Here is a 17,595-nt window from a genome sequence, read left to right as displayed (position 1 = left end):
GAAAACGAGTCGATCATTAGCGTCATGTTCTAAGATAGCCTTTGCCTCTCATACTCGACAGGAAGAAGTTTAATGCTAATGCTAAGGATAGTAATACAATTCCTAATGCAACACCTTGCGCAAAAGCACCTTTACTACTTTCCATTGCGATCGCTGTTGGTATATTGCGTGTCACGCCCATAATGTTGCCACCAACCATCATCGAACAGCCGACTTCAGTAACGATTCGCGAAAAGCCTGCAATGACCGCTGCGAGTAACGGGAATCGCGTTTCCCAAATCATGGTCGATGCAACACGAGGAAGGGATACACCTAAGGTAAGCGATGTCTCTATCATACGACGGTCGCTCGATTGCAATGCACCGTGCATCATCGAAACTAACACGGGAAAGCAAATCAACATTTGACCGAATATCATCGCCTTCTGCGTAAACAGCATTTCCCAACCACCCCAAGGGCCAGCTCTCGACAACAGCATGTAGAGCAAGAGGCCGATAACAACCGTTGGTACCGCTTGAAGCGTATTGATGATAGACAGCAAAAACCACTTTCCACGAAAATCGGTGTAAGCGAGTACAAAGGACATCAAAATTGCCGGCAATACCACTAACGATATTGCCGTAATAGAAACGCTAAAGGAGACCGCGACGATCTCCCAAAGCTCTGCATCGAAATTCACCAGAAGCTGGAGCGCTTCTAGTGTTGTTTCAGCAAGATTCATAGTGCGTTATTTACTGTCCGCGTTCGCTACAAACAGCTGTTTTCCGTTAAGGCGGAAGCTGTTAATTAATTCCTGACCGTGTTGGTTAACCAACCAATCACTGAATACTTGCGCGCCTTTGTGATTAATAGTTGGGTAACGTTCAGGGTTAACTAAGATCACCTGATAAGGGTTAAATAGCATTTCATCCCCCTGGAACAGAATTTCCAGATCCAGTTTGTTTTCATATGCCAGCCAAGTACCGCGGTCTGTCATCGTGTAGCCTTGCATCTCTGACGCCATGTTCAGAGTAGGGCCCATACCTTGGCCTACGCTGCGGTAGCCACCAAAGTTTGGTTCAATTTTTGTTTGTGCCCAAAAGCCCATTTCTTTCTTGTGTGTGCCTGAATCGTCACCACGAGAAATAAAGGTTGCGTCTTTGCTTGCGATTTCTTTAAACACATCAAGAACGCTTTCATCATCTTTGATTTCAGCTGGATCGGCTTTAGGACCAACAACCACAAAATCGTTGTACATTAGCTTACGCGCTTGAACGCCGTACCCTTTTTCTACGAATAGGCCTTCTGCTTTAGGCGCGTGTGTCATTACCAAATCCACATCGCCATTTTCACCCATTTTGAGCGCTTTGCCGGTACCTGCAGCGATGATGTCGACTTTATAGCCTGTCTCTTTTTCGAATTCTGGTAGTAGGTAATCCAGCAGTCCTGAATGGTACGTGCTGGTCGTGGTTGCTAAGCGAATGTGTTCGCCATCTTGAGCGGAAAAAGCAGAGTAACTTACTAGTGTGATTGACGTTGCTGCCAAGGTTAGCGCAATTTTTTTCATTTTTATTTGTTTCCTTTCCAATGATGTTTCGGCTTCTTTTACGTTTAACGTGTGAGAAGTTCCTGAACGATATTGATTGCTCAAATCACAAGCCTTCCTTGAGTGGCAGACTCTAAGAGCCCAACATATTGGCGACTTGGATACCCCTTATAGCAAACAAGATGCCAACAATATTCAACCTAAAAATGTTCTATTTATGCGCAATTTCATAGACTTGTTTGCATAAATTCTCCCATTGGTACAAAATGTCTCAGTTATTGAGGAGGGTACCCCTGTCGTGTTGGTACACTCTGTCCCACCTGAAACCATCTGGGGTAAATATGTCTGCGCAATCCCATATTAGTACAAAGCAACAATTCAACGCGTTTTCTGTTCTGGTCGTTGATGACGAGCCAGGCATGCAAGCCATTCTGAAAAAAGCCTTGGGTAAACTCTTTTCCCAGGTTGATACGGCTGGCTGCATTGAAGAAGCAGAGCAACTGAGAAGCTCTCGTCATTACGATCTGATTTTACTCGACATTAATTTGCCCGGCCGCTCAGGAATTGAGTGGGAAGAAGCCTTTACCGATGATGAAAAAAGAGCAGATGTAATATTCATGACCGGTTATGCTGATCTTGAAACCGCGATTCGAGCTCTCCAGCTTGGGGCTTCAGATTTTATTCTCAAACCTTTTAATCTCGAGCAAATGCTTAAATCGGTGACCCGCTGTATGGAGCGTCGATTGAATGAGCGTATGCAATATGCGATGAAACGGGATTATCAACGCTACAACAGCTCAGAAATCATAGGTGGTTCAGAGAAAACCCGTCAACTTAAGTTATTGATAACTCAGTTTGCACCATCACGTGCGTCAGTATTAATCGAAGGAGAGTCCGGTACCGGGAAAGAACTGGTTGCTCGCGGTATTCACCAGGCTAGTGATAGAAGTGGTCCATTTGTTCCGGTCAACTGCGCAGCAATCGCGCCTGAGTTATTAGAAAGTGAGCTTTTTGGCCACACTTCCGGCGCGTTCACCGGCGCGAAGAAATCACGTGAAGGTCTGTTTAGAGTGGCTAATGGCGGAACCCTTTTCCTTGATGAAATCGGTGAAATGCCGTTATCGATGCAAGCATCACTTTTACGAGTGTTAGAGCAACGAACAATCCGACCGGTTGGTTCAGAAAAAGAAATTAGCATCGATGTCCGTGTCGTGGCTGCGACTAACCGAAATTTGCAGGAGGAAGTGAATCAGGGCAACTTCCGTAGCGATTTGTATTACCGCCTTAACGTTCTGAAGATTGAAGTGTGTCCACTTCGTGAACGTAAAGGTGATCTCTTTGAACTCATTCCTTTCTTCAGCAACATGCTAACTCGCGAGCTAGGAATGCCCGCGCCGAAGTGGGCACATGAAGATATGGAAGCAATGAGCGAGTACGATTGGCCAGGTAACATTCGTGAGTTAAAAAACCTGATTGAGCGTTGCATCTTATTAGGTAAGCCGCCTGCTCATCATTGGCGAGAAGTAAACGGCTCTCACGCCTTGCCAAATGTTTCTATGACCGTTTCACATACCGCCGAGCTTCCAACGCTCAAGGAAAGTAATGAGTTTTTAGGCGACGGTTATCCCAATAGCTGGACTCTTAAAGAAGTAGAAAAAGCGCATATTCAACAGGTTGTTACCCTGCACGATGGTAACAAATCGGCGGCAGCACGTGATTTAGGCGTGGCACGCAAAACGTTAGAGCGTAAGTACAAAGAGTGGGACGCAGAGGATGAGGAATATGCCAACTAAGTGGCAGCAGCACAAAGGATTGTCTAAGTGGACGCACCGATTCAAAAGTATGGTGCGTTACCGCCTGTTAATTCTGACATCAGCACCTATCTTCGTGACGCTGCTCGCGTTGATTGCCATCACCATTTATTGGTCTATTCAATACACGTGGCAGAATACGTTGCTTGATGTTTCTGAGCGCTTGGGGGTTGCAGAAAATAGTGTCGAGCTGTTGCAACAAAAGCAAGCCAACTACGTTAGGGCGTTCGCAGATTCTTATGACTTTCACAACCGTATCAATCAAAATACGCCGCCGGAAGAACTGCAGGCCTGGGTCTCCACCCAGAAGCATCGTTACGGGTTAGATTTTCTCTCTTTCCAACACGTGAACTCCGTTGAAAACAAATTCCGCTTTATGGATTTGACTAAGCGGGAGTCATTCTTCGATATATTGAACAAACAAGAGCTTGAACAACTTGATCCCGATCTGGCTAAACGGGCAGAGGTTCCGATTGTGAGCCAAGGCAGTGGAACAGAAACCCGAGGTTTAGTAAGCCGTACGGTCATCCCTGTTTATAGTCGCGCTAACGATTTAATTGGCTTCTTGGACGGAGGATTACTCCTCAACAACAGTACCGTGCTGGTAGACCAAATCCGTGACCTTATTTATCCCAATGTAAATGACCGATTACGACCAGTTGGCACCCTGACCCTGTTTTTGTCTGACCTGCGCGTAAGCACCAACGTCCCGCTGGACAGTGATCATCGCCTTGGCAGGGCCATTGGTACGAAAGTGAGCAACGAAGTTTCAGAGCAAGTACTGTCCCGGGGTGAAATGTGGGTTGGTCGGGCTTTCGTTTACGATGCTTGGTATATCACCGCTTATCAGCCCATTAAAGACCAGTATGATAATGTGATTGGCATGCTATATACCGGTTATTTAATGTGGCCGTTTGTCAAAGCGTATGTGACAAACATTGCGGAAGTCAGCCTGATGACCTTGATGTTACTGCTTGTGTCTGGTGTGATGGTGTACCGAGGTTCGCGTGATTTATTCCGTCCGATAGAACGTATTCACAAGGTGGTAAAACTGGTTCAACTGGGCAAAGAAAAGCGCATTGGTCCTTTGGGGCTTAATGACGACCATGAACTGGCACAACTGGCTAAGCAATTCGATAACATGTTGGACGCACTGCAAGAGCGCAAGATAGAGCTGAAGAATTCCGCAGCGCAGTTAGAGTGTAAAGTTCAAGAACGTACAGCGAGTTTGCGAGAGAAAACCCAAGAGCTGGAACTGCACATTCAGTTACTTAATCAAACCCGAGATAAGCTGGTCGTGCATGAAAAGCTTTCTGCACTGGGAGAGCTTACCGCGGGCATCGCCCATGAAATTAATAACCCAACGGCGGTGATCCTCGGTAATATCGAACTCATTCATTTTGAACTTGGCGACGACGCAAATCGAGTTCAAGAAGAAATTGACGCTATTCACGCTCAAATCGATCGCATCAGAAACATTACCCGCAGTTTGTTGCAATACAGTCGGCAGGGCGGAGTTCAGGATGAGATCACCTGGCAGCATGTTAATCCGATCATCGACGAAAGTATCACGTTGGTTAAAACAGGGAGCAAAAAGCGCGACATTGAATTTGTTGCTGATTTGCAGGCTCATACCCCGGTTGAAATTAATCGCCATCACCTGTTGCAGATATTGGTTAACTTACAGATGAACGCCATCCACGCCATGAACGGTCAAGGTAAATTGATCGTCACGAGTGAAGACTGGCTGGAAAATGGCTTAGTAAAAGGTACCGTTATCCATGTTGCCGACGAAGGCTGTGGAATCAAGCCAGAAAACGTGAGTCGTATTTTCTCACCGTTCTACACCACCAAACGAGATGGCACCGGATTGGGGCTGTCTGTGTCGCAAAGTATTCTTAGCCAAACGGGCGGGGAGCTAAAAGTGGAGTCCGAGTGGGGCAAAGGCAGCGTGTTCAGTATTTATCTGCCGAAAAAAGCTGAGTTAATGCTGGAGGTCACCAATATCGCTTAATCTGGCTCGGATATTTAATGTGATATCCATCAAATAAAGGTTTTCTGAATAATTAATAAAAACAAAACTTGCAGTGTGTAGCCTTAACAAGTACCGTTGCCCGGTTTTTATAAATACACTCAAATTGCTAAGGTAAAGGTTTTGATCTCCACAGCGAATATTACTCAACAATTCGGCGCTAAGCCGCTATTCGAAAACATCTCAGTTAAGTTCGGCGAAGGTAACCGCTACGGCTTAATTGGCGCTAACGGTTGTGGTAAATCAACCTTTATGAAAATCCTCAGCGGCGAGCTTGAGCAAACCAGTGGTAACGTAAGCTACGACCCGAACGAGCGTGTTGCAAAGCTAAACCAGGATCAATTTGCGTACGAAGAGTTCACGGTTATCGATACGGTAATCATGGGCCACAAAGAACTATGGGAAGTTAAGAAAGAACGTGACCGCATTTACTCTCTTGCAGAGATGAGTGAAGAAGACGGCATGAAAGTAGCTGATCTTGAAGTTCAGTTCGCAGAAATGGACGGCTACATGGCAGAAGCGAAAGCTGGTGAGCTTCTTCTTGCTGTTGGTATTCCAATGGAGCAACACTTTGGCCTGATGAGCGAAGTTGCACCTGGCTGGAAACTGCGTGTGCTTCTTGCTCAGGTTCTGTTTGCAGACCCAGATATCATGCTACTTGACGAACCAACCAACAACTTGGACATGGACACTATCCGTTGGTTGGAAGACACGCTAAACGCGCGTAACTGCACAATGATCATCATCTCGCACGACCGTCACTTCCTAAATTCAGTTTGTACCCACATGGCTGACTTGGATTACGGTGAGCTACGTGTTTACCCAGGTAACTACGACGAGTATATGACCGCGGCTTCGCAAGCTCGTGAACGTCTACTCAACGACAACGCGAAGAAGAAAGCGCAAATCGCTGAACTTCAAACGTTCGTTGCACGTTTCTCTGCAAACGCATCGAAAGCTAAGCAAGCAACATCTCGCGCGAAGCAGATTGATAAAATCAAACTGGATGAAGTTAAAGCGTCTAGCCGTCAAAACCCATTCATTCGTTTTGAACAGTCTAAAGAGCTATTCCGTAACGCTCTGATTGTTGAAAACCTAAGCCAAGGTTTTGAAGATGACCTGTTCGCAAACTTCGATGCAATCTTTGAAGTGGGTGAGCGTGTCGCCATTATTGGTGAGAACGGTGTCGGTAAAACTACGCTGTTGAATACTTTGGCTGGCGTTCTGGAACCACGTACGGGTACGTACAAATGGTCTGAGAACTCAAACATTGGTTACTACGCGCAAGACCACGCACATGATTTTGCAGAAGACTTAAACTTGACAGACTGGATGGGTCAATGGCGTCAGGAAGGCGATGACGAGCAAGTCGTACGCAGCTTCTTGGGTCGTATGCTATTTGGCCAGGACGACATCAAGAAGTCGGTAAAAGTGCTATCAGGTGGTGAGCAAGGCCGTATGTTGCTTGGTAAGCTAATGATGCACAAACCAAACATGCTGCTAATGGATGAACCAACCAACCACATGGATATGGAATCCATTGAATCACTTAACACGGCACTTGAGCAGTACAAAGGTACTTTGTTCTTCGTATCTCACGACCGTGTATTCGTTGACTCGTTGGCTACCCGTATTCTTGAAATTCGTGACGGCAAAATCACAGACTTCAAAGGCACTTACTCTGAGTTCCTTAAATCACGTGGTATCGACGGTTAATACAACGTCTAAAGCGAACCTTTAAAAACTAAAAAGACCTCACATTGAGGTCTTTTTCTCGTTTGGATGTCTAATCCTTAAATTGACCGGTTAGGTAAGCATAAATCCCAACAACACCGAATGTAATTATCATCGAAACCATGATGCCACTTGGCGTGAGCAAAAAGTTCCAAAGCTGGTCATTGTCCATAGTTCACATCCTTTGTGAATAAACGGTATTAGCGATACTAATCGCAGTAAAATAGGAGTCGTCAAAATAGCCAACCCCATATTGGCAGCGATTAACTTAAGTTTACACCAAACTTTGCTTTTGCAAATTATTCCTTTTGGGTACCTTTTACATCAAAATCAATTTTTTCCGCGCCAGTAAATACCTGAAAACGCAACCCTTTAGCACGCGCGATCGTAGTAATACCGTATTGTCTGGCGAGATCTAACCCCATCTGGGTTACACCAGAACGAGAAAGAAGAACAGGGATGCCCATTTGAGCGACTTTAATCACCATCTCAGATGTAAGACGTCCGGTTGTATAAAATATTTTGTCATCGCCAGTTTCTTGATTTAACCACATCTCTCCGGCAAGCGTATCCACGGCATTGTGACGGCCTACATCTTCCACAAACGACAACACTTGATTCCCTTTACAAACTGCGCATCCATGAACCGCACCTGCTTTTCGGTATGTATCGTTGTAATGAGTCAGCGCTTCAAGCGTGGCATAGATTTCTGACTGCTTAAGCGGTACTTGCGGAACCTGATAGTTCTCCAATTGTTTCATCACATTGCCGTACATGGTGCCTTGGCCACAACCCGAGGTAACGGTTTTCTTTTTCAACGCACCTTCTAAATGCTCGATGTTTTCTTTGGTTATCACTGCGGCAGAATGGGTTTCCCAATCGATAATGACAGACTCTATCGCTTCCGGATCAGATAAGAAGCTTTGATTCTTTAAATAGCCTAAAACTAGCGCATCTGGACGGGATCCTATCGTCATCAGCGTTACAATTTCTTTCCAGTTCAGCATTACGGTAAGAGGTCGCTCGCAGGCAATCTGTTTCGTCAGCTTTTCACCGTATTCATCGTACACATCGACTTCGATAGTCTGCAGGGGATTTTCACTGGTTTTAATAATATTTGGTTTTACCACAGTCTTGTCCTGTTCAGTGAAGGAGCTACTTGCTCACAAGGATTGTTCTTTTTAACACGAGGTTGAATAGCAAATCTCATTCCAACATAGCGGTTGACGGAAAAAATGCGAGAGATTCACGCTACTTAATATAAAAACTGAGAGTTCGCAGGAATGACACATACAACCCATTGAGTTTCGACTAATTTGGTATTTATATCTGTATCTTGTCTAGTATTACAGTGGTTGATTTGGCGCGTTTATTGCTACGTATACCTAACGTGGTTTGAGAGCGTGGGCCAGAATGTCCTTTTCGCCAATCAAACCAAATGAAGCAAGTTGGGTGAGTTATGTCGGACATTAACAAAGATTTAGAAAATATATATGAGAAAACCGAAGATTCATGGCCTATCGGCGTAGAACTGGTTGAACATGAAATTATTACAGGTGCCTGGGTAACAACCCAATGGCAACTAACACAGTTTGTACTGACGCCTGATAAAGACACCACTGATGTTTGTCTTCTCCAATTACACCGAGATGAACGCACGGATTACCGATTTAACCTAAGCTCGCAAAACCCAAAACTCTTTCTTGTAATGGATAACCTCGACTCCAATGAGAAGCCAGCGATACAGCTTCTCACCGCCTCTCAAGCCGTCGCGGCTCGATATATGGATGGGGACAATTTAGTGTTATCAAACAACATGCCATTACCTGTGCAAGCCTGGATGGAGGCCTTTATCGGACGCCATGGAGAAATGCTAGAGTTGAAAGGTAAGAAGCGCAAAGGAGCGGGTAGAGCAAATGGCAACTAGTCATGATTTTTTAAGCCGTTGGTCAAAACGCAAGTTAGAAGAATCTCAAAACACGCATGAAGATGCCGAACAAAGTGACGTGACAAATACGGAGGCAGACGCAAATCCTTCCGCTAATCGCATTGCTGCTGAAGAGAGCCCGACAGCTGAAGTAAGTGAAACGGCTGCCAACGTTGACGAGCAAAAGCCGGAAGAGATGTCGATTGCAAACCTATTGGTTTCAGAAGCATCAGAAAGCGTGAAAAAAGCCGCGTTACGTAAGTTGTTTCTATCAGAAGAGTTCAATGTCCGTGACGGGTTAGACGATTACGATGACGACTACAGCAATTTGAAGTCACTTTCGGAAGGTGTAGCAGAAACACTGCGAGACTGGGTGAAAGATAAAACTGAAGACGACGCAACCATTGAAAATAATGAGCTGGCTATGGTTCAAACAGAGGCTTCAGATGCTGATGAAAATGAGCAAGAAATCGTCGAACCTGCTCAAAATGAATCTGAACTGGATAAATATACAGTAGTAGATAAAAATGGCACTTTAGAGTCAGAATCGCTATCAGAACAAGTAGGACAAAATATACCACACTCAAAATAGGTACATTTTGACTAAACACTCAACTGGCCGGGTGGGACATATTGTCTCATCCGGCTTTTTTATTAGATAGAACCAGCTCGATACCAAGTAAATTATTGAAAATATTGAATATTAAAATTGGCATGACGCTTGCTAATTGAGTGGTAATACCAATCTTCTTGTAACGCTATCGGCTTTCTGAATTTTGCTATGGGCTCTGATGCTCCATACAAAACAGCTTAATTATAAGTTAATCAGCAGAATCTACCGCGCTAACTACAATGAAAGATGGAAGATTATCCATGTTGATAAATGGAAACGAGCAATGTTGAAACAACTATTAGAACAAACGACTTCCAGTAACGGTAAAGCAAGGCTATATGCTTTTGAAAATACCATCGAGTTGACAAACCTGATCCCACCGACGGTGAGCTACGAAAGTGGCGGTAACACTTTAATTGTCGGCCCGACGGCGATCATTGAAAGTGCCGCAGCTCAATTATCACAAATGAACAGCCTTACGTTGCTGTCTACTGACGGAGAAAAGGGAACTCACAGTGCGCTTTATTATGCGAACTCTGTTCAGGTGTCTGGCTTTCTGGGTACATTTGAAGTAATTATTGAAAACAATGGTTCGACAAACAATCTCGCTAAAGTAGCAATTAATACGGATTGTTTCGACGTCGTTCTCGATCTTTGCCTTAACAGCTGTATGTCTGAGGAAGTACCAGCTCCGGGTTATTATCCAGTCGGTCGTGGCTATCCCAAACTCGCAGAAGCGCTGGAAGAAATCCCGACGTTAATGGGGACGTTTGATAAACCGAAGTTTTTCCGTTTAGATACCGACTTGTGTGCGCACAGTTCTCGAGGCGTAAAAGGTTGTGAGCGTTGTGTTGATGCCTGTCCGGCGGGTGCACTATCCAGTGAAGGTAGTCCTAAAACAGGACATCGTATCGAGATTAACCCATACCTGTGTCAGGGTGTCGGGACTTGTGCAACCGCATGTCCTACAGAAGCGATTCATTACGCACTCCCAAATCCAGAAGATACCCAAAAGTTCATTGAACGTACCTTAGCGAATTACGAAAAAGCAGGTGGCGTTGATCCTATCGTACTGATTTGTAGTTCACGCCATGAAACCTACAACGTCATGGCTTTAAAAGCGCTTCCAGATAATGTCATTCCTATTGTGGTTGAAGAGTTGCCATCTGTTGGTATCGATACTTGGTTTGCAGCGCTTGTGAACGGAGCGACCCAGGTTCTGTTTGCTGCTTCACGTTTTATGCCGCCAACCATTTTGCGCGTACTTAATAGTGAAGTCGGTATAGCACATGAATTGCTTGATCAACTTGGCATTGCAAAAGAAACCATCGATATCTTGTATTTGGAATCTCTGCGTGAAGGCGCACCGACATTGTGTACAGATTCCTTCGATTTAGCGGTAGGAGAGCTACAAGGCAATAAACGTCAGCGCCTGTTTACCGCGCTAGATGCGTTATCTGCCTCGCGTATTCCTGTCGATAATACCGTTGAATTACCGGGCAATGCCCCTTATGGCTCGGTTTCTTGTGAAAGTAAAGATTGTACCTTATGTATGAGCTGCGTTGCTGTGTGTCCGACTCGCGCACTGCATACCGATGGTCAGTCTCCGTCTCTTAAATTTGTTGAACAAGATTGTGTTCAATGTGGCTTATGTGAAAAAGCGTGTCCGGAAAATGTACTTACGCTAACGCCTCGCATGAACTGGGTGAAAGAAGAACGTCAGAAAGCAGTCGTCATTCACCAAGAGAAAGCGGCTGAGTGTCTTCGTTGCCACAAACCTTTCGCACCTCAATCCATGATCGACATGTTGCAAAACAAGCTACGTGGACATTCTCATTTTACTGATGAAGCCGCAATTAACCGTATCGCCATGTGTGAAGACTGCCGCGTGGTCGATATGTTTGAGTCGATGGCCTCTGATCCAATGAAACAACTCAAGTATTAGGAGCTCACAGTGGAAAAGCAGCAAGAACAAACACTGAGAACAGAAATATACCTGATTTTATCGGCGCTTTTTCGCAGTGCGCCAACGGAAGAGATGCTTGAGTTTCTTAAGTATCTGGAAGTGGAACCTTCGGCAAGTGCAATGCAGCAAGCATGGATTGCGCTTCAGCTAGCGGCTGAAAAAGCGGAACGAGAAACGCTTGAAGATGAATATCAAGATCTCTTTATCGGTATTGGTCGTGGTGAAGTCGTTCCATTTGGATCATGGCACCGCACAGGCTCAATGATGGAAAAGCCGCTAGCGGATATTCGTCACGATTTAGATTTACTGGGCATAGAGCGCGCTCAAAACGTTAAAGAACCCGAAGATCACATTTCAGCACTTTGTGAAGTCATGGCCATGCTGACTGGCGAAGAAGAGGGCTTGCAACAAGCAGTGTTTAACAAACATCTCGCCCCTTGGTTTAGCGCATTCACTCGCCAGTTAGAAAATGCAGAAAGTGCAAACTTTTATAAACCAGCCGCTCAGCTTTGCAACGCGTTTCTAACGCTTGAACAGGTTCGATTTAGCGAGAATACAAAGAGCAGTAAAGCCAAATTAAAAATTGATGTGAAAAACGTCACTGATTATGAGTAATCAAGCAGTACAAAGTCATATCGATAGAGAGGCATGATCCTCCAAAGATCTACCGGAAGGTAAGGAAGCAATGATGAAAGATAATAAAGAAATAAACTCAAGCCGCAGGGAGCTATTGAAAGGCTTAACAACCGCTGCCGTTGCTGGTGCCGTCGTCGCAGGAACCACGAAAGTGGCAAACGCGTCGGAAACCGTTGAGTCTTCTGAAAAAGACGTGAAGAAGAAAGGGTACCGTGAAACTCAACACATTCGTGATTACTACGACACACTTTAGGAGGTAAGAGATGAAACTTGTCAAACGCTCCGACAGTGTGAGCAAAGAAACCAACCAACTTGGCATTTCGCGCCGTGCATTTATGAAAAACACCTCATTTGCTGCTGGTGGCGCTGTTGTCGGTGCAAGTCTGTTTGCTCCGGGCATGATGAAAAAAGCGGAAGCGAAAACTGTCGACCCAGAAGCGAAAACAGAAGTGAAACGCACCATCTGTTCTCACTGTTCGGTAGGCTGTGGTATTTACGCTGAAGTTCAAAATGGAGTTTGGACCGGTCAGGAACCAGCTTTTGATCACCCATTTAACGCTGGTGGACACTGTGCGAAAGGGGCTGCGCTGCGTGAACATGGCCATGGTGAACGTCGCCTAAAATACCCAATGAAGCTTGAAAACGGTAAGTGGAAAAAGCTGTCTTGGGACGAAGCAATTGAAGAAATCGGCACCAAGGTATTGGATATCCGTAAAGAATCCGGCCCTGACTCTGTTTATTTCTTAGGCAGTGCGAAACACAGCAACGAACAAGCGTACCTATTCCGTAAAATGGCATCTCTTTGGGGAACCAATAACGTTGACCACCAAGCGCGTATTTGTCACTCAACCACGGTAGCAGGGGTAGCAAACACCTGGGGCTACGGTGCAATGACGAACTCTTTCAATGACATGCATAACTGTAAGTCTATGCTGTTCATTGGCTCTAACCCTGCAGAAGCGCACCCAGTTGCGATGCAACACATTCTGATCGCCAAAGAGAAAAACAACTGTAAGATTGTAGTGGCGGATCCTCGTCGTACTCGTACTGCTGCAAAATCCGATCACTATGTATCTCTTCGCCCAGGTTCAGACGTCGCTTTCATTTGGGGTGTATTGTGGCACGTGTTTGAAAACCAATGGGAAGATAAAGAATTTATCCGTCAGCGTGTATTTGGTATGGATGAAATCCGTGCTGAAGTCGCAAAATGGACACCAGCAGAAGTTGAACGCGTTTCAGGCGTAAGCGAGGAAGACGTTTACCAGACTGCAAAACTACTATCTGAAAACCGTCCGGGCTGTGTTGTCTGGTGTATGGGTGGTACTCAGCACACCACAGGTAACAACAACACTCGCGCTTACTGTGTACTAGAACTTGCACTTGGTAACATTGGTAAATCAGGCGGCGGTGCCAACATTTTCCGTGGTCACGATAACGTTCAGGGCGCAACAGACCTTGGTGTCCTAGCCGATACACTACCAGGCTATTATGGCCTTTCTGAAGGTTCTTGGCGTCACTGGTCAAAAGTTTGGGACATCGACTACGAGTGGATCAAAGCCCGTTTTGATGACAACGAGTATGGCGGTCAAAAACCAATGCACAGTGCTGGTATTCCGGTATCGCGTTGGATCGATGGTGTGTTAGAAGACAAAGACAACATTCGTCAGCGAGAAAACATTCGCGCCATGTTCTACTGGGGGCACGCTGTAAACTCTCAAACACGTGGTGTTGAGATGAAGAAGGCGATGCAGAAACTGGATATGATGGTCATCGTTGACCCATACCCAACCGTAGCGGCGGTAATGAACGATCGCACTGATGGTGTTTACCTGCTTCCTGCGACTACCCAATTCGAAACTTACGGCAGTGTTACGGCTTCTAACCGCTCCTTGCAGTGGCGCGATCAGGTTGTCGAGCCTTTGTTTGAATCAAAACCTGACCACGAAATCATGTACCTGTTGTCGAAAAAGCTTGGCTTCGACGATCTGCTTTTCAAAAATATTCGTGTAGAAAACAACCAGCCTTTGATTGAAGACCTGACTCGTGAATTCAACAAAGGTATGTGGACGATCGGTTACACAGGTCAGAGTCCGGAGCGTCTCAAAGCGCACCAACAAAACTGGCACACATTCCATAAAACCACGCTTGAAGCAGAGGGCGGACCAATTAATGGTGAAACCTACGGTCTACCTTGGCCATGTTGGGGTACGCCAGAGATGGGGCACCCGGGCACTCATATCCTTTACGATACTTCTAAAACCGTTGCCGAAGGTGGTGGTAACTTCCGTACACGCTTTGGTGTGGAGTTTGAAGGTAAAAACTTGCTAGCTGAAGACAGCTATTCGAAAGGCAGTGAGATCAAAGATGGTTATCCGGAATTTACCGACAAGTTGCTAAAACAACTAGGATGGTGGGACGACCTTACAGCCGAAGAGAAAGTCGCAGCAGAAGGTAAAAACTGGAAAACCGACCTGTCTGGCGGCATTCAGCGTGTTGCTATCGCGCACGGTTGTATCCCATTTGGTAACGCAAAAGCACGTGCGATTGTTTGGACATTCCCAGACCGCGTTCCGTTGCACCGTGAACCGCTCTACACACCTAGACGTGACCTTGTAACGGATTACCCAACCTGGGAAGACAAAGACGCGATTTTCCGTGTTCCAACGTTATATAAATCGATTCAGGACCAAGACAAATCTGGCGAGTACCCGATTGTTCTGACTTCTGGTCGCTTGGTTGAATACGAAGGCGGCGGTGATGAAACTCGTTCAAACCCTTGGTTGGCGGAGCTTCAGCAAGAAATGTTCGTAGAAGTAAACCCGAAAGACGCTAACGATCTTGGCTTTAAAGATGGTGATGATGTTTGGGTTGAAGGTGCGGAGAAAGGCCGAATCAAGGTGAAAGCGATGGTGACTCGTCGTGTGAAACCTGGACTGGCATTTATTCCGTTCCACTTTGGTGGTGAGTTTGAAGGTGAAGATCTTCGCCCTAAATACCCTGAAGGTACTCAACCGTATGTAAGCGGTGAGTCTGCCAACACAGCAACCACCTACGGTTACGATCCGGTTACCCTGATGCAGGAAACCAAAGTAACCCTATGTAACATTCGTAAAGCGTAAGGAGTCCGACAATGGCACGAATGAAATTCCTATGTGACACCAAACGCTGTATCGAGTGTAACGGCTGTGTTACTGCATGTAAGAACGAAAATGACGATGCGCTCGAGTGGGGTATTCAGCGCCGTCGCGTCGTAACACTTAATGATGGCGAGGCAGGTGAAAACTCGATTTCTGTCGCTTGTATGCACTGTACCGACGCGCCTTGTATGGCAGTGTGTCCTGCAGACTGCTTTGAGCACACAGAAGATGGCATCGTACTTCACAACAAAGATCTGTGTATCGGTTGTGGTTACTGTCTGTTTGCGTGTCCATTTGGTGCGCCTCAGTTCCCTAAACAAGAAGCGTTTGGTGAGCGTGGTAAAATGGACAAATGTACCTTCTGTGCTGGCGGCCCTGAGACAGAACCTGGTTCGGTTGAAGAACGTCAGAAATATGGTGCGAACCGTATTGCAGAAGGCAAACTGCCTATGTGTGCGTCATTATGTTCAACGAAAGCATTGTTGGCGGGTGATGCCGAGAAAGTATCTGATATTTTCCGTCAGCGTGTAGTAGAGCGTGGCGCTAAGAATGCAGGTTGGACAGACGGAAATGATCTTTCTTACGACGCAACAAAAAGCTAAGTAAGGAGAGACACATGTTAAACACTCTAAAACGTGCGTCTCTGGTAATGCTGTCAGCCATGACAGCATTACTGCTGACTTTTGCTATGCCAGCGTCCGCAGAAGAGCAATCTTCCAAAGTCGTGCAGCAGGAAATGACACAACTCGCAGGGGCGGATTATTGGCGTCAGATCAGGCAGGGTGAGTCAGGTTACACCACGTCTCAATCACCTGAGCATGGCGTGCTAATCAGTAAGCCGGGCGAAACCTGGTACATCCTGAAAGAAAAGTGGATGTCACCAGCCGGTGCTATCGCTATTTTCGGTAGTATCGCGATGGTTGTATTGGCTTATGTCTTTGTCGGGCCTCTGATGCTAAGTAAGCCTCGCACAGGCAAAAAGATTAAGCGCTGGTCTCGACTCGATCGTGCACTGCACTGGAGCATGGCGTTTACCTTTTTAACCCTGGCGTTCAGTGGGTTGATGCTTGTTTACGGCAAACACTTCCTGAAGCCATACGTGCCTAGTGAGTTCTGGGGTTTCATCGTTATGTTGGCGAAGCAATACCACAACTACATGGGGCCGCTGTTCTTTATCTTGCTGATGTTAATTCTGCTGAAATGGTGGCGTAAATCGATCCCGAACATGACAGACGTACGTTGGTTCATGAAAATGGGCGGGATGGTTGGTAAACACAAAGGCACTCATCCATCGGCAGGTTTCTCAAACGGTGGTGAGAAAGCGGTTTACTGGTTACTCATTTTTGTCGGTGCAATCGCTGCAGCAAGTGGTCTGGTTTTGGATTTCCCTATCTTTGATCAAACCCGCCGTGATATGGAGTTGTCTAACCTGATTCACGCAGTCTCAGCACTCATTCTTATCTGTGGCTTTGTTTTCCACATCTATATCGGCTTGTTCGGTATGGAAGGCGCACTGGAAGGCATGGTAACGGGTGAGGTTGACGAAACATGGGCGAAAGAGCACCACGATCTCTGGTACGAAGAAGTCAAATCTCAAGAGGCAATGGGAGAATCAGACGAGGTTAAAGCAACAGATAAAGGAGCGAAAGCGAATGAACAAACATCATAACGGGATTTGGGTTGCGTACATCCTGAGTTGTTTTACCCCGTTTACGTTTTTGATCTCAGGCGTTGTCGCTATTATTTATGCTGGTTATCGTTTGGACAAAGGCGAAGACAGTGATGTGGTTATCTCGCATTACTACGGGCTAATTCGTACTTTCTTCCTGTACCTCACGTTCTTTGTTGTCTTAATCGTGACCGTTGCCACCACAAATGGTGTGTTAAAAGGGGTCAGTGACTATTGGGTGCGTAGCACAATGTTAGATAACATCGCGTATGTTATTCCATACATTGGCAGTGTGTTCGCCGTTGTAGCGATAGGCGTGTGGCTGTGGCGGATGCTTCAAGGCATGCATCAATTACGTAATAACAAGCCGCACAGACCTTCTACAGGTCCTAACTTGTAGGTCTCCTTAGCGTCATTCTTATTAAGAGTAGGAATGACGCTAATATTATCAATCAGTAGGAATACTTTCATTTCATTCTAAACCTTATCCCACTCCCAGCAGTACGATGAAAATATCACTACGGTTAACTCAAACTGTTGCCAAC

General features: G+C 45.8%; 15 protein-coding genes. 12 read left to right on the top strand and 3 right to left on the bottom strand.

The features are described 5' to 3' along the window. Positions 1 to 22 precede the first annotated feature (22 nt). Together V1U08_RS07660 and V1U08_RS07655 are read right to left on the bottom strand one after the other, a co-directional pair. Positions 23 to 721 (bottom strand): ABC transporter permease, encoded by a 699-nt coding sequence (locus tag V1U08_RS07660; protein ID WP_014231802.1) that lies wholly within the window; start codon positions 719 to 721, stop codon positions 23 to 25. A 6-nt stretch (positions 722 to 727) separates the two neighbouring features. Then, positions 728 to 1,546: a substrate-binding domain-containing protein gene (locus tag V1U08_RS07655; protein WP_330470334.1), complete on the bottom strand. Its 819-nt coding sequence runs from the start codon at positions 1,544 to 1,546 to the stop codon at positions 728 to 730. A gap of 320 nt (positions 1,547 to 1,866) precedes the next feature. Between V1U08_RS07655 and V1U08_RS07650 the strand changes: the two genes are divergently transcribed. From V1U08_RS07650 to V1U08_RS07640, 3 genes are all read left to right on the top strand, one after another. Continuing rightward, positions 1,867 to 3,318, top strand: a complete 1,452-nt coding sequence (locus tag V1U08_RS07650) for a sigma-54-dependent transcriptional regulator (protein ID WP_065302509.1) — start codon at positions 1,867 to 1,869, stop codon at positions 3,316 to 3,318. Then, entirely contained in the window at positions 3,308 to 5,350 is a 2,043-nt protein-coding gene (locus tag V1U08_RS07645) for a sensor histidine kinase (protein WP_014231805.1), read from the top strand. The genes V1U08_RS07650 and V1U08_RS07645 overlap by 11 nt, the downstream gene beginning before the upstream one ends. 141 nt (positions 5,351 to 5,491) lie before the next feature. After that, positions 5,492 to 7,084, top strand: a complete 1,593-nt coding sequence (locus tag V1U08_RS07640; protein ID WP_014231806.1) for an ABC-F family ATPase — start codon at positions 5,492 to 5,494, stop codon at positions 7,082 to 7,084. A 317-nt stretch (positions 7,085 to 7,401) separates the two neighbouring features. Here V1U08_RS07640 and V1U08_RS07635 read toward each other — a convergent pair whose 3' ends face one another. Further along, a complete protein-coding gene (locus tag V1U08_RS07635; protein ID WP_330470333.1) occupies positions 7,402 to 8,232 on the bottom strand; it encodes a formate dehydrogenase accessory sulfurtransferase FdhD in 831 nt (276 codons plus the stop codon). Between the two features lie 329 nt (positions 8,233 to 8,561). Here V1U08_RS07635 and V1U08_RS07630 point away from each other — a divergent pair, with 329 nt between their 5' ends. The 9 genes from V1U08_RS07630 (at position 8,562) to V1U08_RS07590 (ending at position 17,450) form a co-directional block, all read left to right on the top strand. After that, a complete protein-coding gene (locus V1U08_RS07630) occupies positions 8,562 to 9,029 on the top strand; it encodes a DUF3305 domain-containing protein (RefSeq protein ID WP_014231809.1) in 468 nt (155 codons plus the stop codon). Further along, a complete protein-coding gene (locus V1U08_RS07625; protein WP_268669114.1) occupies positions 9,019 to 9,621 on the top strand; it encodes a DUF3306 domain-containing protein in 603 nt (200 codons plus the stop codon). The genes V1U08_RS07630 and V1U08_RS07625 overlap by 11 nt, the downstream gene beginning before the upstream one ends. A 304-nt stretch (positions 9,622 to 9,925) precedes the next feature. Next, positions 9,926 to 11,587: a 4Fe-4S dicluster domain-containing protein gene (locus V1U08_RS07620; RefSeq protein ID WP_014231811.1), complete on the top strand. Its 1,662-nt coding sequence runs from the start codon at positions 9,926 to 9,928 to the stop codon at positions 11,585 to 11,587. Positions 11,588 to 11,596: 9 nt separating this feature from the next. Next, a complete protein-coding gene (locus V1U08_RS07615; protein WP_330470332.1) occupies positions 11,597 to 12,223 on the top strand; it encodes a TorD/DmsD family molecular chaperone in 627 nt (208 codons plus the stop codon). Between the two features lie 73 nt (positions 12,224 to 12,296). Beyond that, complete coding sequence (locus tag V1U08_RS07610; protein WP_330470331.1) at positions 12,297 to 12,497, top strand: twin-arginine translocation signal domain-containing protein; 201 nt, start codon at positions 12,297 to 12,299, stop codon at positions 12,495 to 12,497. 10 nt (positions 12,498 to 12,507) lie between these two features. Beyond that, the gene (locus tag V1U08_RS07605) at positions 12,508 to 15,363 is read left to right on the top strand and encodes a formate dehydrogenase subunit alpha (protein WP_014231814.1); all 2,856 of its coding nucleotides are present in this window, start codon (positions 12,508 to 12,510) and stop codon (positions 15,361 to 15,363) included. An 11-nt stretch (positions 15,364 to 15,374) separates the two neighbouring features. Beyond that, entirely contained in the window at positions 15,375 to 15,983 is a 609-nt protein-coding gene (gene fdh3B / locus V1U08_RS07600) for a formate dehydrogenase FDH3 subunit beta (protein ID WP_014231815.1), read from the top strand. Between the two features lie 14 nt (positions 15,984 to 15,997). Then, on the top strand, positions 15,998 to 17,050 hold the full coding sequence (locus tag V1U08_RS07595; protein ID WP_014231816.1) for a formate dehydrogenase subunit gamma: 1,053 nt from the start codon (positions 15,998 to 16,000) through the stop codon (positions 17,048 to 17,050). Then, entirely contained in the window at positions 17,034 to 17,450 is a 417-nt protein-coding gene (locus V1U08_RS07590; RefSeq protein ID WP_014231817.1) for a hypothetical protein, read from the top strand. The genes V1U08_RS07595 and V1U08_RS07590 overlap by 17 nt, the downstream gene beginning before the upstream one ends. Positions 17,451 to 17,595: the final 145 nt, after the last annotated feature.

Source organism: Vibrio sp. YYF0003, from assembly GCF_036350715.1.
In the GTDB taxonomy this organism is placed as follows: Bacteria; Pseudomonadota; Gammaproteobacteria; order Enterobacterales; family Vibrionaceae; genus Vibrio; species Vibrio natriegens.
The sequence above is the reverse complement of the archived record's forward strand: the minus strand, read 5'-3'. Positions and strand labels throughout refer to the sequence as shown.